Annotated in this window: 17 protein-coding genes; 11 read left to right on the forward strand and 6 right to left on the reverse strand. The window is 71.8% G+C overall.

The window, feature by feature from the left end; translation table 11 throughout:
- Nucleotides 1–10: 10 nt before the first annotated feature.
- Nucleotides 11–2,536: a helicase-associated domain-containing protein gene (locus tag FBF36_RS12170; protein WP_225792374.1), complete on the reverse strand. Its 2,526-nt coding sequence runs from the start codon at nt 2,534–2,536 to the stop codon at nt 11–13.
- Between the two features lie 96 nt (nt 2,537–2,632).
- Nucleotides 2,633–2,932 carry a hypothetical protein gene (locus FBF36_RS12175; RefSeq protein ID WP_009394014.1) on the reverse strand — a complete coding sequence of 100 codons (300 nt, stop codon included), beginning with the start codon at nt 2,930–2,932 and terminating at the stop codon, nt 2,633–2,635.
- Nucleotides 2,933–3,243: 311 nt separating this feature from the next.
- Here FBF36_RS12175 and FBF36_RS12180 point away from each other — a divergent pair, with 311 nt between their 5' ends.
- Nucleotides 3,244–4,926, forward strand: a complete 1,683-nt coding sequence (locus FBF36_RS12180; RefSeq protein WP_009394011.1) for a DNA repair helicase XPB — start codon at nt 3,244–3,246, stop codon at nt 4,924–4,926.
- A 3-nt stretch (nt 4,927–4,929) separates the two neighbouring features.
- Entirely contained in the window at nt 4,930–5,199 is a 270-nt protein-coding gene (locus FBF36_RS12185) for a hypothetical protein (protein ID WP_225792375.1), read from the forward strand.
- A 25-nt stretch (nt 5,200–5,224) separates the two neighbouring features.
- On the opposite strand, the gene FBF36_RS12190 is transcribed toward FBF36_RS12185, so the two are convergent.
- Entirely contained in the window at nt 5,225–6,133 is a 909-nt protein-coding gene (locus FBF36_RS12190) for a type 1 glutamine amidotransferase (protein WP_138137639.1), read from the reverse strand.
- A gap of 112 nt (nt 6,134–6,245) precedes the next feature.
- Between FBF36_RS12190 and FBF36_RS12195 the strand changes: the two genes are divergently transcribed.
- The 7 genes from FBF36_RS12195 (at nt 6,246) to FBF36_RS12225 (ending at nt 15,013) form a co-directional block, all read left to right on the forward strand.
- Nucleotides 6,246–8,453 (forward strand): TPM domain-containing protein, encoded by a 2,208-nt coding sequence (locus FBF36_RS12195; RefSeq protein WP_138137641.1) that lies wholly within the window; start codon nt 6,246–6,248, stop codon nt 8,451–8,453.
- Between the two features lie 231 nt (nt 8,454–8,684).
- Complete coding sequence (locus tag FBF36_RS12200) at nt 8,685–9,533, forward strand: PspA/IM30 family protein (RefSeq protein ID WP_009394992.1); 849 nt, start codon at nt 8,685–8,687, stop codon at nt 9,531–9,533.
- 162 nt (nt 9,534–9,695) lie between these two features.
- Complete coding sequence (locus FBF36_RS12205; RefSeq protein WP_034491705.1) at nt 9,696–10,298, forward strand: NYN domain-containing protein; 603 nt, start codon at nt 9,696–9,698, stop codon at nt 10,296–10,298.
- A gap of 243 nt (nt 10,299–10,541) precedes the next feature.
- Nucleotides 10,542–11,279 (forward strand): response regulator transcription factor, encoded by a 738-nt coding sequence (locus tag FBF36_RS12210; RefSeq protein WP_034491699.1) that lies wholly within the window; start codon nt 10,542–10,544, stop codon nt 11,277–11,279.
- The gene (locus FBF36_RS12215) at nt 11,279–12,874 is read left to right on the forward strand and encodes a sensor histidine kinase (RefSeq protein ID WP_009395003.1); all 1,596 of its coding nucleotides are present in this window, start codon (nt 11,279–11,281) and stop codon (nt 12,872–12,874) included. Before FBF36_RS12210 ends, FBF36_RS12215 begins: the two co-directional genes overlap by 1 nt.
- 141 nt (nt 12,875–13,015) lie before the next feature.
- The gene (locus tag FBF36_RS12220; protein ID WP_009395005.1) at nt 13,016–14,458 is read left to right on the forward strand and encodes a hypothetical protein; all 1,443 of its coding nucleotides are present in this window, start codon (nt 13,016–13,018) and stop codon (nt 14,456–14,458) included.
- 207 nt (nt 14,459–14,665) lie between these two features.
- Complete coding sequence (locus FBF36_RS12225; RefSeq protein WP_009395007.1) at nt 14,666–15,013, forward strand: WXG100 family type VII secretion target; 348 nt, start codon at nt 14,666–14,668, stop codon at nt 15,011–15,013.
- Nucleotides 15,014–15,245: 232 nt separating this feature from the next.
- On the opposite strand, the gene groL is transcribed toward FBF36_RS12225, so the two are convergent.
- The 3 genes from groL to FBF36_RS12240 all read right to left on the reverse strand — a co-directional run bounded on the left by groL (nt 15,246) and on the right by FBF36_RS12240 (nt 19,289).
- The gene (gene groL, locus FBF36_RS12230) at nt 15,246–16,868 is read right to left on the reverse strand and encodes a chaperonin GroEL (RefSeq protein ID WP_009395009.1); all 1,623 of its coding nucleotides are present in this window, start codon (nt 16,866–16,868) and stop codon (nt 15,246–15,248) included.
- A gap of 291 nt (nt 16,869–17,159) precedes the next feature.
- A complete protein-coding gene (locus FBF36_RS12235; RefSeq protein ID WP_138137643.1) occupies nt 17,160–18,647 on the reverse strand; it encodes a glycoside hydrolase family 15 in 1,488 nt (495 codons plus the stop codon).
- Nucleotides 18,648–18,656: 9 nt separating this feature from the next.
- A complete protein-coding gene (locus FBF36_RS12240; RefSeq protein WP_009396947.1) occupies nt 18,657–19,289 on the reverse strand; it encodes a LytR C-terminal domain-containing protein in 633 nt (210 codons plus the stop codon).
- 119 nt (nt 19,290–19,408) lie between these two features.
- On the opposite strand from FBF36_RS12240, the gene FBF36_RS12245 reads away from it, so the two are divergent.
- Both FBF36_RS12245 and ispF read left to right on the forward strand, forming a co-directional pair.
- Nucleotides 19,409–20,086 carry a uracil-DNA glycosylase gene (locus tag FBF36_RS12245; protein WP_075376096.1) on the forward strand — a complete coding sequence of 226 codons (678 nt, stop codon included), beginning with the start codon at nt 19,409–19,411 and terminating at the stop codon, nt 20,084–20,086.
- Between the two features lie 84 nt (nt 20,087–20,170).
- Nucleotides 20,171–20,824: a 2-C-methyl-D-erythritol 2,4-cyclodiphosphate synthase gene (gene ispF / locus FBF36_RS12250; protein WP_009396944.1), complete on the forward strand. Its 654-nt coding sequence runs from the start codon at nt 20,171–20,173 to the stop codon at nt 20,822–20,824.
- Nucleotides 20,825–20,862: the final 38 nt, after the last annotated feature.

The raw sequence follows: 20,862 nt of genomic DNA on the forward strand, positions 1-20,862 counted from the left end.
ACGTCTGCCGTCACTCGGCCTCGACCGACACGATGCGGTGGACGGCCACGGTCAGCTCGGTCTCGCGCACGACGTCGCGCAGGCGCACCCGCCCGGGCTCCACGGCCATGACCCGCACCTGCCGCTCCTGCACGGCGCCGTCGGGACCGGCCAGGCTCAGCCGCAGCCGCGAGCGCGAGGACTGGGCCTGGCGCAGCACCGCCAAGGCGTGCACCGGGTCGGTGGCCACAGCCGTCTCCCCGGCGGCCTGCAGCGCATCCTGCCCCACACGCAGCCGCCCCACCAGGGTCGTCAGCTCACGCCTCCCGGGCCGACGCCGCCGCACCGAGTGCTCGCTGCCGGGACGCGTCGGCTCGGGGGCCCGGCGCGCCTGCTGCGCGGTGGCCGGCCCGACCACCAGGTGGCCGTCGGCGTCCTCGGTCACCGGCGCCAGCCCGGTGGCGCGCAGCTCGCGCAGCACCTGTCCGGCGCTCGCCGTGGCCACGAGGATCCCGGGAGCCACCTCATCCAGACCGAGGTCCCGCAGGCGAGGCTCGGCCAGGAGCCCGGCGGCCGTGGCCTCGTCGCCAACCCGCAGCAGCGCGGACACGGCCCGCACCCGCACCGCCCCGTGGTGACGGGCCGCGTCCTGGATGAGCACGCTCAGGGAGTCCGGCAAGGGCGTGGGACTGTAGCGGCCGATCGCCTGGGTGATCTCCTCGGCCCGGTAGCCGACGTCGAGTGCGCCGCGCACCGACTCGGGCGTGAACCGCACCGTGAGCGCCCCGCCGCGCGACTCGACGACGCTCGTGCGCTCCAGCAGCGCGGCCAGCTCGGGGGCGGGCCGGCCGGGGACGATGGCGGTGAGGTCGGACTGGACGAGGATCGTCTCGACGGCGGCCGGCAGGTCCGCGGCGAGCGCCGTCTCCAGGGCGGTGAGGGCTTCGTCATCCGACAGAGGCTCGGCGAGCGCGTCGCCGCCCGCCTCCTCGGCGCGGTTGGTGCCACCGAGGCTGCCGCTGAGTCCCGCGTCCTGCTCGTCGAGACTCGCCGCCGCCCGTCGGGCGAGGATCCTGCCGGCCTCGGTGAGCGCGCCGCCGCCGGTGATCCCGAGGGTCTCGGCCTCGACCAGGACCGCGGAGATCGCCCCTCCGGGGATGGTGCGCCGAGGGCCCTCCCAGGTCAGGGCCGCCCGCACGAAGGCGGGGGTGGCGCTGGTCCCCGGTGGGAGGTCGCCCAGGAGGGCGAGCACCTGGGCGCGCAGTCGCGCCGCCCACCCGGCCTCCAGGTCCGGGTCGAGGACGGCGCGCAGGGTTCCGTCGTCGTCGCGCGTGCCCGCCAGCCAGGGGGTGCGGGCGCTGCCCGACCAGGCCAGGGCGAGCGGCGCCCAGCGCTGGGGGAGGCTGTCGGCGAGCCAGCCGGCGGCCAGGGAGGAGGGCACCCAGGTGGCGCCGTCGTCGTCGAGCCCCAGGAGCCCGGCGCCCGCGGTGATCTCGATGATGCGGGCGGCCGCGTCGACCTCCAGGCCCAGGGCGTCGGCGGTGCGGGCCAGGGCGCGCGCGCTCACTCCGCCGGTGCGGCGGATCGTCCCGCCCTCGCGGCCCCACTCCTCCAGGAGATCGGCCACGAGCCGGACGGCCTCCTCGGCGTGGAAGGAGGACTCGGAGGCGACGACATCGGCGCCCACCGTCTCCAGGTCGCCGGCCTCGGGGGCGGTGAGGGGCCCGCGGGTCAGGCGGCCGCCGCGCAGGGCGAGGGCGACCTGGCGCGGCAGGATGAAGCGGGTGCGCCCCCGGGCGTCGCTGCTGCGCTCCAGCCAGCCGCGTTCGACGAGCGGGGCCGCCCCCGGCGCGGTGCCGCCCGAGCGCAGCGTGCCGGCGGGCGGCCCCCAGGTGAGGGCCTGGAGCATCTCCACGGAGGCCGCCGGGATGACTGGCTCGCTGCCATCGCCAGCGGCGTCCTCGCTCAGCTCCTCCAGGGTGGGTGGCAGGTGCTCGGCGCTCAGGGGCTCGGCGGCCCAGGGCCCCAGGCCGAAGGGGTGCGGCCCGAAGGCCGCCTCCAGCGCGGCCACGGGCCTGCCCCCGACGACGAGTGCCAGCCGGCGCAGGTGCCCCAGCGCCTCCGTGACCTGCTCGGCTGACAGCGGCAGGTGGGCGGCGACCAGCCCGTTCAGGTCAGCACTGTCCGGGTCGGCCGGGTCCGCCGGGTCGCCTGGGAGATCGCCAGCCGGCTCGCCGCCGGCTCTACTGGTCCCGCCGGTCCCATCGGCCCGCCCGTGCTCGGCTGTCTCGGTCGGCCCGGCTCCGTTGTCCTCCCCTGCCCCCTTGGGCCGACTGAGAGCCACCACTGCCTCGGCCACGGCCAGCGTCGGTGCGTCCAGCCCGGCCAGGGCGTGCTCGATGCTGCCGGGGCCCCCCGCGCGGGTCGCCAGCGCCAGGAAGGAGGAGGACGGCGGCGCGGCCAGGTCGGGGCGCGCCACCAGCAGGGCGGCGACCTCGCGGTCCGGCAGCGCCGTCAGGTGCACGGCGAGGTCCTGGGTGGAGGCGGAAGGGCTCATCCGCACCAAAATACGCCCCCGCCCACTCGCTGACAGAGTGGGCGGGGTGAGAAGGCCGGCCTACAAGCGGGGATCGGCGCCAACTAGCAGTGCCAGTTACTCTCCCTCGGCCTCCTCGGAGGACTCCGATTTCTCACTCGTCTTGAAGACGGCTCCGAGGGACAGGCCCATCGCCCACCCCACCGGCAGCCACAGGAACCAGGGCCCTGGTGCCGCCACACCCATCGCGACTCCCAGCATGGTGCCGTAGACCATGGGCCAGAACCACGGCGTCGCCGGCCCCTGAGCCGGCTTGAACGCCTCCTCGATGACCTCCGACCAGCCAGCCCTGCGACCGCGCTGACCGGCGCCGGAGTCCTCTCGGTCGCCTCCAGTCTGATTGAGCTCGTTGTTCATGCCGCCACCCTAAACAGTCCGCTCGATTGGATACCTCATCCTATGGAAGGAGACCTGCCCGGTCCTCGGAGAGGGCGCCGGTGTCCACATCGGTGACAAAGGGACCCGACCACCCCCGATGCCGGCAACGCAAACCGCAGAATCATGCGGTTCTCTTTCGCAGGATGGAGTCCATCTCGCGCCTTTGTCACCGATGTGGACACGAGCCCGCAGATGTCACCGTTTCTGGCCCCTTGTAGCGCCTCCCGCTGGAAGAGGAACGTCTCCTCCGTCACGGCGCCGCGGCGCCCCGACTTGGGATACTCCCGCCCATGTCCGCTACGCCCAGCGACCCTGCGTCCTCGGCGCCGTCGGCACCCGACGGCCCTCTCATCGTCCAGTCCGACAAGTCCGTCCTCCTGGAGGTCGCCCACCCCCAGGCCGGGCAGGCCCGCCGCGCCATCGCCGCCTTCGCCGAGCTGGAGCGAGCCCCCGAGCACATCCACACCTACCGGATCACGCCGCTGGCCCTGTGGAACGCGCGCGCCGCGGGCCTGGACGCGGAGACGGTCGTCCACACCCTCATCACCTACTCGCGCTTCCCGGTGCCGCACGCCCTGCTCACCGAGATCGCCGAGACGATGAGCCGCTACGGCCGCCTCCAGCTCCTCACCGACCCCGCCCACGGCCTGGTCCTGCACGCCACCGACGTGCCGGTCCTGGAGGAGGTCATGCGCTCCAAGCGCACCAAGGGCCTGCTGGGGACCCGGCTCGGAGAGGCCGACGTCATCGTCCACCCCTCGGAGCGCGGCCACCTCAAGCAGGTGCTCATCAAGCTGGGCTGGCCGGCCGAGGACCTGGCCGGCTACGTCGACGGCGAGGCCCACCCCATCACGCTGACCGACTCCCCCGGCACCTTCCAGCTGCGCCCCTACCAGACCGAGGCGGTGGAGAGCTTTTGGGCGGGGGGCTCGGGCGTGGTCGTCCTGCCCTGCGGGGCCGGCAAGACCCTCGTGGGCGCCGCCTCCATGGCCAAGAGCTCGACGACGACGCTCATCCTGGTCACCAACACGGTCTCGGCGCGTCAGTGGAAGGAGGAGCTCATGCGCTTCACCACCCTGACCGAGGAGGAGATCGGCGAGTACTCCGGCTCGCGCAAGGAGGTCCGCCCCGTCACGATCGCCACCTACCAGGTGCTGACCACCCGCCGCAAGGGCGTCTACCCGCACCTGGACCTGCTGGACTCCCACGACTGGGGGCTCATCGTCTACGACGAGGTCCACCTGCTGCCCGCCCCGATCTTCCGGATGACCGCGGACCTGCAGGCGCGCCGCCGCCTGGGCCTGACCGCGACCCTCGTGCGCGAGGACGGCCGTGAAGACGAGGTCTTCAGCCTCATCGGTCCCAAGCGCTACGACGCCCCCTGGAAGGACCTGGAGAACCAGGGCTGGATCGCCCCCGCGATCTGCACCGAGGTGCGCCTGACCCTCGACGCCGGTGAGCGCATGGCCTACGCGACCGCCGAGCCCGAGGAGCGCTACCGCCTGGCCGCCTCCTCCCCGCGCAAGCTGCCGATCATCGATGCCCTCCTGGCCCGCCACGAGGGCGAGTCGGCCCTCGTCATCGGCCAGTACGTGGACCAGCTCACCGAGATCGCCGAGCACCTGGGCGCCCCCGTCATCACCGGCTCGACAACGGTGCGCGAGCGTCAGCGCCTCTACGACGCCTTCCGCTCCGGAGATATCCGTACACTGGTGGTGTCCAAGGTCGCGAACTTCTCCATCGACCTGCCCGGGGCGAGCGTGGCCGTACAGGTCTCGGGCTCCTTCGGCTCGCGCCAGGAGGAGGCCCAGCGGCTCGGTCGGATCGTTCGCCCCAAGGAGGACGGCCGCCAGGCCCACTTCTACACGGTCGTCGCCCGCGACACCGCCGACCAGGAGTACGCAGCCCACCGCCAACGATTCCTGGCCGAGCAGGGATACGCATACGCCATCATCGACGCCGAGGAGGCATGAACCATGTCACATGAACGTCACCGACTCGCCACCCGGGGCAAGTCCCCCTTGTCACTGCGTCAGCAGTTCCTCGTACTCATCATTACGAGCGCCCTGCTCCTCGCCTATTTCGTCCCCATGCACATGAACCTTGTGGGCAGCCACATGTCCCCACTCCGGATGGGCATGCTCATCGTCGGCGACGCGGGGGTGTTCGGCCTGCAGATCATCTTCTTCCTGGTCCTGTTCGCCCGCTGGCGCCGGACCCGCACGGAGGCCGCCGAGCCTCGGTGAGCCCGGCGGCGATGAGCAGGCCGGCTCAACGCGCCAGGCGGCGGGCGCGCACGTTGCGCACGAGGACCCGCGCCAGGGTGCGGCCGAAGGCCTGGATGACGGGATCCACCCTCTCTGCCTCCTCACGGGCGGCGGCCCCGGCGCTCGCGGCCGCCTCGGGCAGGTCCGCAGCGGTCGCCCCGTGGGTTCCGGCGGCGCCCGGTGCGGCGTTCTTCCCGGCAGCCACCTCCAGGGCGTCGCGAGCGGCCTTGAGCGAGGCTGTGTCCATGGTGCCGGCCTGCTCGTTCAGGGCGTCGCGGGTGCGCCAGTAGGCGACGCGCGCCGGGTCGGACTCGGGATGGTGCTGGAAGGCCAGGAGCCGGCCGGCCCGCCAGGTATGCACCGGGGAGCGGTCGGAGGAGGCCAGGAGGGTGGCAGCCTCGGGCAGGTGAGTGACGGCGTCGTAGTGGGAGACGATGACGGGTAGGCGGGTTCCGTCGGAGGTGGAGATCCCGGCGCGGTGGGCGGCGCGGACGGCCTCGGCGGCCACCTGCCCGAAGACCGGGTCGCTCTCGCCGGCCGGCGTGATGGTCAGCTCGACGACGCCGACCTCGTCATTGCCCAGCGCCGGCACGGCCGTGGTGCCGCCCAGGGCCTCGGCGGCCACCTGGGCGCCCAGGCAGATGGCGATGGCGGGGATGTTGTCGGCGACAACGCCGCGCAGCAGCTCACGCAGATCCGCCAGCCAGGGGTGGTCGGCCTCGTCGTGGGCGCTCATGGATCCGCCCAGCACGACGAGGCCGTCACCGACCTCCTCGAGGGTCGGGATGGCCTCGCCCTGCCACGGGCGCACCATGCGCAGCGCGGCCCCCTCGGCGAAGAGCCACTCCCCCAGGCGCCCCACGGGCGCGAGCTCCTCGGGCTCGATGACGGTGATCGTGAGCATGTCTGTCATGGGTGACATTCTGCCGGTGGTTCGGTTGCTCGTGACGGGCGACAGGCTCACACGTGCCGCCTGAGGCGAAACGACTTGCTCACACCGGCGCCCTGCGGGGACTATGGCCCGGATGAAGCACCCACAGTCCCCGCACCCCCGTCCTTGGCACCAGATGGCCCTCTCCGGCCTTGCGACGACGGCCGTCCTGGGGCTGCTGGGGCTCTCGGCGAGCGCCGCGGCCGCGCCGACGACGGCCGGCTCCGCGCCCCTGGCCCTCACCTCCTCCATCCCGGCGGCGTCGGCCGTGTCGGCGGCCGCGCCCCGAGCCCTCCCGGCAGCATCGACAACCCTGAGCCAGCACGTCACCGACGAGCTCGGGATCCTGGACGCCTCCAAGGCCCAGCAGGCCGTGGACACGATGTCCTCCAAGCACGGCGTGGGCCTGTGGGTGCTGACCGTCTCCGACTCCAGCCGCAAGGCCTCCGCGATCGCCGAGCAGGCCTTCAAGGACACGAAGCTGGGACGCGACGACATGCTCCTGGTCATCAACATCCCCGCCGACGGCTCGGCCTCGAAGAGCTACAAGCTGCAGGCGCACAGCAACTCCTCGAAGTTCTCCGAGTCTGACTACAGGCGGATCGACTCGGCCCTCAAGAAGCAGCTGAGCGCGGGCAGCTACGACGACGCCGTGGCGGCCATCCCGGAGAACATATCCGGCTCCTCGGGCTCAGGCAGTTCACACAACTCGGGGGGCTCGGGCTCCTCAGCCCTTCCGGTGCTGCTGGGAGGGGGCGCGGTGGCGGCCGGTGGGGCCGCCGCCTGGACGGTGTACAAGCGCAGGAAGAACAAGGAGAACGACGACATGCTGTTCGGCAAGCGCAAGAAGCAGGCCGCCTCGGGCGGCGCGCCGGCGGACCAGGCATCAGGGCCCGCCGCGATGACGGTGGAGCAGCTGCGCACCCAGGCCGGCAGCGCCCTGGTCCAGGCCGACGACACGGTGCGCGCCGCAGCCGAGGAGCTGTCCTACGCGCAGGCGCAGTTCGGCCTGTCCGCCACGGACGCCTTCACCGCCGCCCTGGACAGCGCCCGTAAGCACCTGTCGCGGTGCTTCGAGCTGCGCAAGATCCTCGACGACGACATCCCCGAGACCGAGCCGCAGCAGCGCCAGATGTACACCGAGATCCTCCAGCGCTGCTCGGAGGCGGTCGGTGAGATCCGCGCCCAGGAGGAGGCCTTCAACAAGCGGCGCGGCATCGAGGCGAACCTGCCGACGTCGATCGCCGAGACCGCCCAGCGGGCCGACGAGACCGAGCAGGCCATCGTCATGGCCGAGACGATCCTGGTGACGCTCAGTGCCGCCTACCCCGCCTCCTCCCTGACCAGCGTGGCCCAGGCCCCCGAGCAGGCCCGCCGCCTGCTGGCCGCCGGGCGCACCGCCCTGGACCAGGCCCGCGCGAGCGTTGAGGCCTCCCAGGACGCGACGGCCGTGGAGCAGGTGCGCATCGCCCAGGGCTCCATCGCCCAGGCCGGCCAGCTGGCCGCCCAGGTCACCGGGGCCCGCGAGCGCCTCCAGAGCGCGGCGAAGGATCTGGAGGCGGCCATCGCCTCGATCTCCTCGGACCTGGTGGACGCCAAGCGTCTGGAGGACTCGGTGCCGGCGGCGACCCTGGCCCCGCTCGTGGCCGACGCCGAGGCCGCCGTCGAGCAGGGCCGTCAGGCCAGCGGCGCCAACCCGACCGGCGATCCCCTGGCCGCCCTGGACCACCTGGCCCGGGCCGAGGCCGCCATCGACGCCGCCCTGGCCCCGGCCCGCGAGCGCGAGGAGAACGACTCGCGCGCCCGGGCCTCCCTGGGCTCGCGCCTGGCCCGCCTCAACTCCCAGGTGGAGTCCGTGACCTCCTACATCACCACCTACCGCGGGGCGGTGGGCCCTTCGGCGCGCACAGCGCTGAGCGAGGCCGCACGTCACGCCACGGCCGCCACCAGTGTCCAGACCACCGACCCGGTGGCGGCTCTGGCAGAGGTCGCGGCAGCCGAGCCGCTCATCGCCCAGGCCCAGGCCCTGGCCGAGGCCGACGTGCGCGGCTCGTCATCGAGCTCGTGGGGCCCGCGCTCCGGTGAGGGCTACTCCTACTCCGGCGGTTACGGCCGCTCGGGAGGCGGGCTCGACCTGGGCTCGCTGCTGCTGGGAGGGCTGCTGATGGGCGGCGGCCACAACTACGGCGGCTGGGGCTCCCACCACGACAGCGACTGGGGCGGAGGCGGCGGCTTCTTCTCCGGAGGCGGGGACTTCCTGGACGGGGTCGGCGACTTCTTCGACGGGGGCGGCGACTTCTGAGCCGCGTCCCTCCGGTGGCAGGCCCCGGTCGCACGCCACTCATGCCCTGAGCGATGCGGCCCCCGCCCGCGTGACTCCGGGCGCGGGGACCTGCGATCATAACGCCTGATCCGCCCGGCCCACCCGGCAAGCACCCGGCAAGCACCGAGTCCGTATCTGCCCATACCTGCCCACAATCTGCCCACAATCTGCCCACACCGACGTCGCAGCCCGACGGAAGGACGAACAACCATGGCTGAGAAGCAGTCGATCCTGGGACGCATCGCCCAGCTCACCCGCGCCAACGTCAACGCGCTCCTGGACCGCGCTGAGGACCCGGAGAAGATGCTCAACCAGCTGGTACGGGACTACACGGCGTCCATTGCCGAGGCCCGTGACGCCGTCGCCCAGACGATCGGCAACCTGCGTCTGGCGGAGAAGGACCACGACGCCGACGTCGCCGAGGCCAAGGACTGGGGCAACAAGGCCCTGGCCGCCTCCCGCAAGGCCGACCAACTGCGCAGCGGCGGCGACACGGCCGGCGCGGACAAGTGGGACTCGCTGGCCAAGATCGCGCTGACCAAGCAGATCACGGCGGAGAACGAGGCCAAGGCCGCCGAGCCGATGATCACCTCCCAGCGCCAGGTCGTCGAGCAGCTCAAGACCGGTCTGCAGCAGATGGAGGTCAAGCTCGGCGAGCTGCGCTCCAAGCGCGACCAGCTCATCGCCCGCCAGAAGACCGCCGAGGCCCAGGTCAAGGTGCAGGGCGCCATCCGCTCCATCAACGTCCTGGACCCCACCAGCGACCTGTCCCGCTACGAGGACCAGGTGCGTCGGGTCGAGGCCCAGGCCGCCGGGCAGATGGAGCTGGCCGGATCCTCCCTGGAGTCCCAGTTCGCCGAGCTCGAGGCCTCCGGCGCCGGCCTGGAGGCCGAGGCCCGGCTGGCGGCCCTGAAGTCCGGGCAGAACCCGGAGCTGCAGGCCTCTCCGCAGCAGGCCCCCGCCCAGATCACCGACGGTGACGACGACGCGATCAACGCCGCCTTCGCGGCCCTGAAGAACCAGGGTCAGCCGGTCGGCGAGGAGAAGTCCTCCTACTGACCCGACCGCGCCGCGCAGGCGCATCGGCCGCAAGCCGCCCGGTCCTCATCGTCCTGGTGAGTGCCGGGCGGCTTCGTGCTCCACGACGCCGGCCGGTATCGGTGCGGTGTCTTCGAGCGTCGCCGGAGGCTACTGGACTCCATGACCGGTAGCATGAGCCTCATGAGCGTACCGACTTATCTTCTCGTCGATGGCGAGAACATTGACGCCACTCTCGGCATGAGCGTGCTGGGGCGGCGTCCCGAACCTGAGGAGCGGCCCCGTTGGGACCGGGTCCTCGCATACTGCGATGAACTGTCCTCCGCTGACGCCACCGAGGGTGAGGGGGACGAGGCACGAGCCCTGTTCTTCCTCAACGCCACCAGCGGCCATATGCCCATGAGCTTCATCCAGGCCCTGCTGGCCATGGACTATCGCCCCGTGCCGCTGGCCGGGTCCGGAAGCAATGAGGAGAAGGTCGTCGACATCGGTATTCAGCGCACCCTGGAGGCGCTGGCCGAGCGGGTCGAGTCGGGCCAGGAGGCCCACGTCCTGCTGGGCAGCCATGACGGCGACTACATCCCCCACATCGAGCGGCTCCTGCAGGCCGGCGCCAAGGTGGGGATCCTGTGCTTCCGCGAGTTCCTCAACGCCCAGCTGGCCGGCCTGGAGGGCGAGGGCCTGACGATCTACGACCTGGAGAGTGACGTCAAGGCCTTCACCATCCCGCTGCCGCGCGTGTGCATCATCCCGCTGGAGGACTTCGACCCACTCGCCTTCCTCTGACCCGACGGCGGGGCGGCGGCACCTGTCGCCGCCCCGTTTCATGTCACAGGCCGACTCACCGAGGAGTCGCCGGCTGCTGCCTCTGTTCAAGCAACAACCACACAGTTCCCCAGTTTTGTGGGATTTCCAAGACTCCCCGGGTCTACAATTGGTTCGAGGTCACACCAACCACTTGACCTATCAACAGCGACCATTCGGAACTCATTCAGGAAACGACCAGAAACTGAAGGAATGGTGAGACTCATGGAGCGTTCCCAGCAGTCCCGCACCGAAGCTCACCTCCTTGTCGTCGACGATGAACCCAACATCCGCGACCTGCTGGCCTCGTCCCTGCGCTTCGCAGGCTTCGAGGTCTCGATCGCAGGCGACGGCAACGGCGCCCTGAAGACGGTGGAGAAGACATCCCCGGATCTGGTGGTCCTTGATGTCATGCTGCCCGACATGGACGGCTTCACCGTGGCACGGCGCCTGCGTGAACGTGACGTGACCACCCCGATCCTCTTCCTGACCGCCCGCGACGACATGGCGGACAAGGTCCAGGGCCTGACCGTCGGCGGCGACGACTACGTCACCAAGCCCTTCGGGCTGGAGGAGGTCATCGCCCGCATTCGTGCCATCCTGCGCCGCACCCACGCCATTGAGAACCAGGACGACGGCGTCGTGCGCGTAGCCGATCTGATCCTGGACGAGGACGCCCACGAGGTGTACCGCGCCGAGGTCGAGGTGGACCTGTCGCCCACCGAGTTCAAGCTCCTGCGCTACCTCATGCTCAACGCCGGGCGCGTCGTGTCCAAGGCGCAGATCCTCGACCACGTCTGGGAGTACGACTGGAACGGTGACGCCGCGATCGTGGAGTCCTACATCTCCTACCTGCGCCGCAAGGTGGATCAGATCCAGGGCGCTGACGGCCAGCCCGTCACTCCGCTCATCCAGACTCGTCGCGGAGTCGGCTACATGCTTCGCGAACCCAAGGCCGAGTGATGGCAGCGGCGCGTGGGGGGAGCACGCGCCCGGCCAAGTCGCCCGGTAAGCAGCACCGCCCGATCAAACGGGGCCGATGGCACCCGCTCACCGCGATCCAGCGCCCCTGGCAGGCGATGCCGCTGCGCACGCGCCTGACCCTCATGACCACCGGCCTGCTCGCCATCGGGCTCATCGTCGTCTCCTTCGTGGTGACCTCACTGCTCTACAGCCACATGATGGGGCAGATCGACAGTCAGCTGCGCTCCACGGCACGACCCGTGGGAGGGCAGTTCCTGGCTCAGCTCCGCGAGGGCCGTATCCCCAGCGACATCCCCTCGAACTACTACGTCAAGGCGGAGTTCCTCGACGCCAGCCGCAACGGGGAGTGGATCTCGGCCGACACCGCTGCCAAGTACGGCCGGCCCCAGATCAAGGGACTGGACTACCGGCGGGCCCTGACACACGCTGACACAGGCAACTTCGATATCATCACGGTCAACTCCGACAAGCCCGGCCGCCAGTGGCGGATGATCACCGCGCTCATCCAGAACCCGGATACCGGGGAGTACACCGGCGCCATAGGCCTGGCCCTCCCGCTGAGCGACGTCATGGAGACCGTGGAGCGCACCCGCCTCGTGGTGGCGCTGGCCGACGTCTTGATCATCTCGGTGGGCGCCATCTTCGCCACCTACCTGGTTCACCGCTCGTTCCGCTCCCTGCGCCAGATCGAGGGAGTGGCTGCCCGAATCGCCCACGGCGACCTGTCCGCCCGCATCCTGGTGACCGAACCGCGCACCACGGAGGTCGGCTCGCTGCAGCGGGCGATCAACACGATGCTCGCCCAGAACGAGAGCGCCTTCGCGGCCCAGGTCGTGGCTCAGGAGCGGATGACGCGCTTCGTCTCCGACGCCTCCCACGAACTGCGCACCCCCCTGGCCGCGATCCGCGGCTACGGCGAGCTCTACCGCATGGGCGGGGTGCCCGCGTACAAGACCGGTGAGGTCATGGGGCGCATCGAGACCGAGTCCAACCGGATGGGGCGCCTCGTCGACGACCTCCTCCAGCTGGCCCGGATCGACGAGGGCCGGGAGATGTCGATGGAGCCGGTCAACCTCACCGATCTGGCCGCCGGCGCCCTGAGCGACATGATGGTGCTGGCCCCCGAGCGCGACTGCGCCCTCATCCCCCTCGACCCCCACGACGAGGCCGCCGGCATGGAGGCCCCCTCGCTCCAGGTCATCGGCGACCGCGACCGCCTCTCTCAGATCCTCACCAACCTGCTGGGCAACGTGGTGCGCCACACGCCCTCCGGGACGCCGGTGGAGATCGCCATCGGCATGGCGCCCCCGCGCACCAGCCCGACGACGCCGCCGGTCGTCGTCGTCGAGGTCCGCGACCACGGCCACGGCGTGCCACCGGAGGCGGCCGAGAAGGTCTTCCAGCGCTTCTACCGCTCGGACACCTCCCGCAACCGGGAGACCGGCGGATCCGGCCTGGGGCTGGCGATCGTGCTGGGGATCGTGGCCGCCCACAAGGGCACGGTCCAGATGCTCCAGACCCCCGGAGGCGGCGCCACCGTCCACATCGAGCTGCCGCCCGCACCGGCCTGGTAGACCCCGCCATCGCGCCTCATGGGAGTCCCGCGACCCGCGAGAATCACAAGAGTGGCACGCGAGACACTGTGTCACGTCGACGTCGCGGCGAGGACAGTCCTACGATGGCACGCGTTCCATTTCCAACACGGAGACTGACCCATGGGTGTCATCGACGCACCGCAATGGCTCCTACCGGCCTTCACCCGCTCGGTGAGGGCGATCGGCGCCACGCAGCCCCCAGAGGCGATCGGCTCCGCCGGCGAGCTCCTCATCGAGCGCTGGTCCACACCGGACCGTCGCTTCCACAACCTTCGCCATCTCATCGACATGCTCGCGCGCGTCGACGAGCTGGCCGAGGAGTCGCACAACCCGGACATCATGCGGGTCGCCTGCTGGTACCACGGCTGCGTCTTCTCCTCCGACGTCGAGGAGGTCATCCGCGGCAACGGCGGCGAGGATGAGACCGCCTCGGCGGCCTTCGCCGAGGCCGACCTGCGTCACCTGGGCGTTCCGATGGAGACAATCAAGCGGGTGTGCTGCCTCATTGTCAACCTCAAGCGGCACATGCTCGACGAGCACGACATCGACGCCCAGGCCCTCATCGACGCCGACCTGGGGACCCTGGCCGTGGACCCCCAGACCTACGCCGAGTACGTGCGGCTGCTGCGCGAGGAGTACTCCCACATCCCCGTGGAGGAGTACCTGCGCGGCCGCCTGACGATCGTCTCCCGGCTCCTGGACAGGGAGCACCTCTTCCACTCACCGCTGGGCGAGCGCTGGGAGCACCCGGCCCGGGAGAACCTGGCGGCCGAGCAGCGACGTCTCAACGAGAAGCTCACCAAGCTTGCCGAGGAGCAGGGTGGGCAGAATCCGCAGGCCGATCAGGCGGCTCCTGAGGCCGGAGCCGTTCAGGAGCCGGCGCGCACCGCCCCGGCAACCCCGTTGGCCGGTTCCGCCGCCGTAGGCCTCGTTCCCGGGGTCGCCGGGGTTCCCGGGCGGCCGGACGAGACCGCCGAACGCGCCCCCCGAACCCCTCCGCTGGGTTTCCAGGCGCTGCCCACCAAGCACCCCATGATCGGCCCCGCCCAGGACGGCGACACCCTGCGTCTGGACCCCACCGAGCTCAGGGCCCTGAGGTCCACCGTACCGGCGCCGAGCGCGACGACGGCCGCCTCTCCGGCATCCCCGATACCCTCAGTGCCCTCAGAGTCGTCGGCGCCGTCAGCAGCACCCTCCGCCCCGTCGAGCACGTCGTCGCCGCGCACTCCCGCCCGTGGGGTTCCAGCCGTGGCCTCAGCGCACCGCCCTGCCGAGGCGCCTGCCGAGCGGGGCGAGGCGCGCGAGGACAAGGACGGGGAGGAAGCGATGACGCACACGGCCTCCATGGAGTCGTGCATCGCGGACCTGGACCTGCTCATGTGCTCACGCAACCGCTCCGACGAGGCCGAGGACCGCCGCGCCCGGGTCCAGGCCGAGCGGGACAAGCTCACGGAGAGGCTGCGGGCCAAGACCCAGGAGGCCAAGGAGCTGCGCGAGGCCCGTACCGGCGAGATCACCCCCATCACCGAGGAGATCATCGACGACGGCGCCGGGGAGCTCTGAGACACCCGGGAGGCTCTTCCGCCAGGGACCGCCCGCGTTCTGCGGGGCCACAGGCCACGATCCGCGGGCCCGCTCCACAGGGCCGGCTGCCCGCCCGGTACGCCACCCGGCCAGCGCCCTACCGTGAGAGGCACAGCGCGCACCTCGCCGCACCACCAGCGCACCGCGCACGGCCCTCCGGCCGCCTCTCACGAAAGGACGCCCCTCATGCCCACCTACTCCGTCGACACCGCGGCGGTGACCGACACCGCCGCCCGGACCCGTGCCCGTATCGCGACGATCCAGACCGAGGTCGATGGCATGCGGGGCGACATCGGCCTGCTCCAGTCCTGCTGGACCGGGACGGCGTCGGACTCCATGGCCGCCTGCGCGGCCGACTGGCACCTCACCCAGCTCCAGGTGCAGTCCAACCTCGACCAGATCAGCCTGGCCCTGGACAACGCCGCCGTCTGCTACGACGACGCCGAGACCTCCAACCGGAGCCGCTTCGCCACCTCGGCGCCGGCTCCCGCGCCCGCTCCGGCCACGGGCTCCGCGCCCTTGGGCGCCTGGTAGGAGCCGACGCCTGCGGACCTGCGAGGACTCCGCCGCCTCACGGCCTCAGCGGCCGCACATCAAGGTCTGCCGACAGGGGCCTACCAGGCACGGACAAGCACCCGCCACGGAACGGACACGGCGGCGGGCCGCCCCTCACGTGCGTGAGAGACGGCCCGCCGCGGTTCCCGGGGCCGGCCGACGTCGCGGCCGGGCTACCGGGTGATGACTGGCTCGCAGGGAGTCACGTCGATCAGTACATGCCGCCCATGTCGCCGGCGCCACCCTCGGCCGGAGCGGCCGGGGGCTCGGGCTTGTCGGCCACGACGGCCTCGGTGGTCAGGAACAGACCGGCGATGGAGCCGGCGTTCTGCAGGGCGGAGCGGGTCACCTTGACCGGGTCGGCGATGCCGGCGGCCAGCAGGTTGACGTACTCGCCGGTGGCGGCGTTGAGGCCCTCACCGGTGGGCAGGTTGCGCACGCGGTCCACGACCACGCCGCCCTCAAGGCCGGCGTTGGCAGCGATCTGCTTGAGCGGGGCCTCCACGGCGACCTTGACGATCGCGGCACCGGTGGCCTCGTCGCCCTCGAGCTCGAGGGAGTCGAGCGCCTCTGCGGCCTGGAGCAGGGCGACGCCACCGCCGGCGACGATGCCCTCCTCGACGGCGGCCTTGGCGTTGCGCACGGCGTCCTCGATGCGGTGCTTGCGCTCCTTGAGCTCCACCTCGGTGGCGGCACCGGACTTGAGGACGGCCACGCCGCCGGCCAGCTTGGCCAGACGCTCGGAGAGCTTCTCGCGGTCGTAGTCGGAGTCGGAGTTCTCGATCTCGAGGCGGATCTGGGCGACGCGGGCGTCAATGGCCTCCTTGTCGCCGGCGCCCTCGACCAGGGTGGTCTCGTCCTTGGTGACGACGACCTTGCGGGCCTGGCCCAGGTCCTCCAGGGTGGCGTTCTCGAGCTTGAGGCCGACGGTCTCGGAGATGACCGTACCGCCGGTGAGGATGGCCATGTCCTGCAGCATCGCCTTGCGGCGGTCACCGAAGCCGGGGGCCTTGACGGCCACGGACTTGAAGGTGCCGCGGATGCGGTTGACGACGAGGGTGGCCAGGGCCTCGGCCTCGACGTCCTCGGCGATGATGGCCAGCGGCTTGCCGGTCTGCATGACCTTCTCCAGCAGCGGGAGCAGGTCCTTGACGTTGGAGATCTTGGACTCGACCAGCAGGACGTAGGCGTCCTCCAGGACGGCCTCCTGGCGGTCGGGGTCGGTGACGAAGTAGGGGGAGATGAAGCCCTTGTCGAAGCGCATCCCCTCGGTGACCTCGAGCTCGAGGCCGAAGGTGTTGGACTCCTCGACGGTGACGACGCCCTCGTGGCCGACCTTCTCCAGGGCCTCGGCGATGAAGGCACCGATCTGCTCGTCGGCGGCGGAGATGGAGGCGGTGGCCGCGATCTCCTCCTGGGTCTCGACCTCCTTGGCGTCGGCGAGCAGACGCTCGACGACGGCCGTGACGGCCTTCTCGATGCCACGGCGAATGGCGATCGGGTTGGCGCCGGCGGCGACGTTGCGCAGGCCCTCGCGCACCAGGGCCTGGGCCAGGACGGTGGCGGTGGTGGTGCCGTCACCCGCGACGTCGTCGGTCTTCTTGGCGACCTCCTTGACGAGCTCGGCACCGATCTTCTCGTAGGGCTCCTCGAGCTCGATCTCCTTGGCGATGGTCACGCCGTCGTTGGTGATCGTAGGAGCGCCCCACTTCTTGTCGAGCACGACGTTACGGCCCTTGGGGCCCAGGGTGACCTTGACGGTGTCGGCGAGGGTGTTGAGGCCGCGCTCCATGCCGCGGCGGGCCTCCTCGTCGAAGGCGATGATCTTGGACATTGAGTTTCCTCCACTGCGTGGTAGGGGCGGCCGGTTCGTGCCCGCGACGGACGGATCGGTCCCGGGCGTTCACGTCACGCCCGGTGCCGGTCCTCACGTTCCAGCCTGGATGAACTTGGTGCATTCAAGGATGCTTTGTCACTCGAGGAGCCCGAGTGCTAACCGCAATGCTGGCACTCTCAGCCCTTGAGTGCAAGGAGCTCAGTTCTCATCGGCACTGAATCCTCCGACGGCGAAGCAGGGAATGGCGCCGGGCCCGCGGGCGGTCCCGTCCCGAGGCGGCGATCCGGGTCATGAGGGCGGGTCGGAGGCCCGCGAGGCGGTGGCCAGCAGGATGAGCGCGCAGGTCCAGGCCAGGGGCGCGGGACCCGCCGGGGCGCCGTCGGCCACGACCTTCTCCGGCAGGGCTCCGGCGCCGGTGCGGTGCGCCTCGAGCCACGACAGCAGCCGGGCCCCTTCCTCCTCCATCCCCAGCGACAGGGCCGACCAGGCCATGAGGGCGGTCTCCGGCGTCCAGGAGACACCGTCATCGCGCCAGCCGGACCCGGGGGCGAGCCCTCCGGCGGGGCGTCGCATGCGTGCGGCAGCCGTCTGCCGCACCGCGCGAGCCCCGGCCAGCGGTCGGGTGAAGGGCGGCAGGACCAGGGCGATGGCGGCGTCGACGTCGTCGCGCCGCAGGTGCCGGCCCCAGGTGGGGGCGAAGTTGCGCTCCATGGCGCTGCGCACTGCCGTCACCCGGTCGGCCAGCCCCTCCACGGGGGCGCCGAGGTCGACTCCGGCCCGGGTCAGCGACGTCGCCGCCTCGAGCCCCAGGAGCACCGGGGCGGCCGTGCCCAGGGTGAGGACCGTCTCGGCGACCTCCCAGTAGTCGGGCGAGGCCGAGGGCAGGCGCGAGGGCGTGCCCGTGAGCCTCAGGAGCCGGGCGGTGGAGCGCGCCAGGGGCGCACCGAGGCGGTCACGCAGCGTGGCGGCGGGCACGCCGTCGGCCAGGAGCCTGCCCGCGGCCCACAGGAACCATCCGGCGCCGTCGGTCTGGGCGGGGCGGTTGTCCGGTACCTGACCGCTGCTGGTGTAGCGGGCCTCGAAGCCGCCGTCAGACCGCTGCCAGGAGGCCAGGTTGCCCAGGACGCCGAGGGCCTCGTCGGGCAGGTTCACCGCGCTGAGGGCGGCCGCCGCGAAGGCCGCGTCCCGGGGCCAGACGTAGCGCCAGATGCTCACGGGCGCCGCCACGACCGCGCCCGACGGGAAGACGTCCGCCCCCTGCGGGAGGGGGTCGCGGACCTCACTGCCCTCAGGGTCAGCAGGCCCGGTGGTCGCGGGAGCGGTGCCGGTGGCGGGAGCGGGGATGGGAGCCGGTGAGGTCGTCGGCCGGGTGGCAGGGCCGACCGGGCCTGCCATGAGCGCAGGACCGGTCAGGGCCAGCAGATCGGTCAGGGCGCCGTCGGCCAGGTCCGCCCACCTGCCTTCGGGAAGGCGGGCCGCCTTGCGGCGGGCGAGCGCTTGACGGACCAGGGCATCCCGCTGTGAGGTGGTCAGGCCCCGGGGCTCGGGGACCTCGGGAAGGCGGGTGCCCGGGACGTAGGCGACCGTGGCGCCCGGGGCCAGGGGGTACAGGGCCCCTCCCCCGCCCACGACGAGACCGTTGCTCAGCAGGGTCGGGGTGCGGCGGCCACGGCTCACCAGGTGCGAGCCGCCCCAGAAGGCCGCGGCGGCGGTGAGCGGGACCGCCGCGGCGAGAGTCAGGACCCGACGACGCCCGGGAAGCGCCAGTGGCCTCATGCCCCTTTTTTACTGCGGCTTGTAGTCGTCACGCAGAATGACCGCGACCGGGGCACCCTGGGTGTTCTCCGGGGTGCCCTCCACCACGTTGCTGATCCCCAGGCGCTTGCCGGCCTCCTCGGCGGCGGGGCGGGCCTCCGGGGAGCTGAAGTAGACCGTCGACGTGGTCGGCTCCGCGTTCTCGTAGACCCCGGCGATGACCTCCACCGCGGTGAAGCCGCCGTTGGTGAGCTTTTCACTGGCCCCCTTGGCCAGGCCGTCGGTGTACGTCCCATTGGACACCATGACCTTGGTGTTGAAGTCCACGTTGCCCGAGGCGCTGGCCGACGCGCTGGGCTTGGCCGAGGCGGCGGCGTCCTTCTTGCCCTCGTCCTTCTTGCCGGCGGCCTGTCCGCCCTGGGCCGGTTGAGTGGAGGAGACCGCGTCCGAGGAGCCGCTGAAGGTTTCCCAGATCCGCTTCCCGTTGATAATCAGCGTCACCGCGCCCCAGGCGAGCGCCGGGACAATGATGATGATCGCCAGCAGCGGCACCCAGCTGCGCCACCGGGGCACCTGGGCTCGATGCACGCCCACGGGAACCGGGCCGTCATCATCGCCGACGTCGAACTCGTCCTCGGGGTAGTCATAGTTGCTCACGCCCACAAGATACCGGTCCGCGCGTCATTCGTCGGGTATTGCTCACCACGTCCGGCTCACAAGGCCGTGATATCTGGTCCGGCAAGATCCTGCAGGTGCCGCCGGTGGGCCGTTAGGCTCGCAGCGTGACATCCGCCAAGCCCCTGTCCGAGATCATCGATCCCTCCTGGGCGCGCGCCCTGGCCCCCGTGGAGCCCACGGTCCATGAGATCGGGGAACGGCTGCGCCAGGAGGTGGCCTCCGGCGTCGGGTACCTCCCGGCGGGGACCGACGTGCTGCGCGCCTTCACCTACCCGATGGACGACGTGCGCGTCCTCATCGTCGGCCAGGACCCCTACCCCACCCCGGGCCACCCCATGGGGCTGAGCTTCTCGGTGGCGCCCGGAGTCAAGCCCCCGCGCAGCCTGGAGAACATCTTCCGTGAGCTGGTCAGTGACCTGGACGTGCCCCGGCCGACGTCGGGGGACCTGACGCCGTGGTGCCAGCAGGGCGTCATGCTGCTCAACCGGGTGCTCACCGTTCGCCCGGGGGCGCCGGCCTCCCACAAGGGCTGGGGCTGGGAGAAGGTGACGCAGCGGGCGATCGAGGCCCTGGTGGAGCGCGGCGGCCCGCTCGTGGCGATCCTGTGGGGGCGGCCGGCGCAGTCGCTGACCCCGATGCTGGGGCAGACGCCCATCATCGCCTCGCCGCACCCGTCGCCGCTGTCGGCCTCGCGCGGGTTCTTCGGCTCGCGCCCCTTCAGCCGCGCCAACGCGATCCTCACTGAGATGGGGGCCGCCCCCGTGGACTGGCGCCTGCCCTAAGCGTCGGGGGCCGGCGCCGGGCACCTGCCGACCAGGCCGGGCCGCTCGGAACACGGCCGGGCCCCATCTGGTAGACACGGCCCCATGTCCGCACGCCAGCCAGACCAGTCGGAACACTCCGCCCAGCCCGCTCACGCCGCCCTCGGCGACACCGCCTCCGGCTCGCAGCCCCAGGCACGCTCCCGGGCCCGCCACGCGGCCGGCCCGGCCACGATCGACCTGAACCAGATCGCCCGGTTCCTGCCGCGCACCGGCATCGGCACCGACGTGCACGCCTTCGCCGCCCCCGACTCGGGCACCCCCATGCACCTGGCCTGCCTGGAGTGGCCCGGCGAGGTGGGCCTGGCCGGCCACTCCGACGGCGACGTCGTCGCCCACGCCTGCTGCGACGCCCTGTTCTCAGCCGCCGGCCTGGGCGACCTGGGCTCGAACTTCGGCACCGCCGAGCCCCGGTGGAAGGGCGCCTCCGGGACCACGCTCCTGAGCGAGGCCGCCCGCCGGGTGCGTGAGGCCGGCTTCGAGATCGGCAACATCGCCGTCCAGCTCGTGGGCGAGCGCCCGCGCGTGGCCGCACGCTCCGCCGAGGCCTCCCGGGCACTGTCCGAGGCCGCCTCCGCCCAGGTATCCTTCACCGCCACCACCACCGACCACCTGGGCTTCCTGGGCCGCACCGAGGGCCTGCTCGCCGTGGCCACCGCCCTGGTCTACCCGGTGCCCGACGCCGTGAACCGGGGCTGACGCGTCATTGACGTGCGCACTCGCGCCGGCTCTGGAGC

Source organism: Actinomyces sp. oral taxon 171 str. F0337, assembly GCF_005696555.1.
Classification (GTDB): domain Bacteria; phylum Actinomycetota; class Actinomycetes; order Actinomycetales; family Actinomycetaceae; genus Actinomyces; species Actinomyces oris_E.

Excerpts from the sequence above, each read along its gene's own strand:
- FBF36_RS12170 (WP_225792374.1), bottom strand. The coding sequence starts at position 2,536 with ATGAGCCCTTCCGCCTCCACCCAGGACCTCGCCGTGCACCTGACGGCG.
- FBF36_RS12175 (WP_009394014.1), bottom strand. The coding sequence starts at position 2,932 with ATGAACAACGAGCTCAATCAGACTGGAGGCGACCGAGAGGACTCCGGC.
- FBF36_RS12180 (WP_009394011.1), top strand. The coding sequence starts at position 3,244 with ATGTCCGCTACGCCCAGCGACCCTGCGTCCTCGGCGCCGTCGGCACCC.
- FBF36_RS12185 (WP_225792375.1), top strand. The coding sequence starts at position 4,930 with ATGTCACATGAACGTCACCGACTCGCCACCCGGGGCAAGTCCCCCTTG.
- FBF36_RS12190 (WP_138137639.1), bottom strand. The coding sequence starts at position 6,133 with ATGACAGACATGCTCACGATCACCGTCATCGAGCCCGAGGAGCTCGCG.
- FBF36_RS12195 (WP_138137641.1), top strand. The coding sequence starts at position 6,246 with ATGAAGCACCCACAGTCCCCGCACCCCCGTCCTTGGCACCAGATGGCC.
- FBF36_RS12200 (WP_009394992.1), top strand. The coding sequence starts at position 8,685 with ATGGCTGAGAAGCAGTCGATCCTGGGACGCATCGCCCAGCTCACCCGC.
- FBF36_RS12205 (WP_034491705.1), top strand. The coding sequence starts at position 9,696 with ATGAGCGTACCGACTTATCTTCTCGTCGATGGCGAGAACATTGACGCC.
- FBF36_RS12210 (WP_034491699.1), top strand. The coding sequence starts at position 10,542 with ATGGAGCGTTCCCAGCAGTCCCGCACCGAAGCTCACCTCCTTGTCGTC.
- FBF36_RS12215 (WP_009395003.1), top strand. The coding sequence starts at position 11,279 with ATGGCAGCGGCGCGTGGGGGGAGCACGCGCCCGGCCAAGTCGCCCGGT.
- FBF36_RS12220 (WP_009395005.1), top strand. The coding sequence starts at position 13,016 with ATGGGTGTCATCGACGCACCGCAATGGCTCCTACCGGCCTTCACCCGC.
- FBF36_RS12225 (WP_009395007.1), top strand. The coding sequence starts at position 14,666 with ATGCCCACCTACTCCGTCGACACCGCGGCGGTGACCGACACCGCCGCC.
- groL (WP_009395009.1), bottom strand. The coding sequence starts at position 16,868 with ATGTCCAAGATCATCGCCTTCGACGAGGAGGCCCGCCGCGGCATGGAG.
- FBF36_RS12235 (WP_138137643.1), bottom strand. The coding sequence starts at position 18,647 with ATGAGGCCACTGGCGCTTCCCGGGCGTCGTCGGGTCCTGACTCTCGCC.
- ispF (WP_009396944.1), top strand. The coding sequence starts at position 20,171 with ATGTCCGCACGCCAGCCAGACCAGTCGGAACACTCCGCCCAGCCCGCT.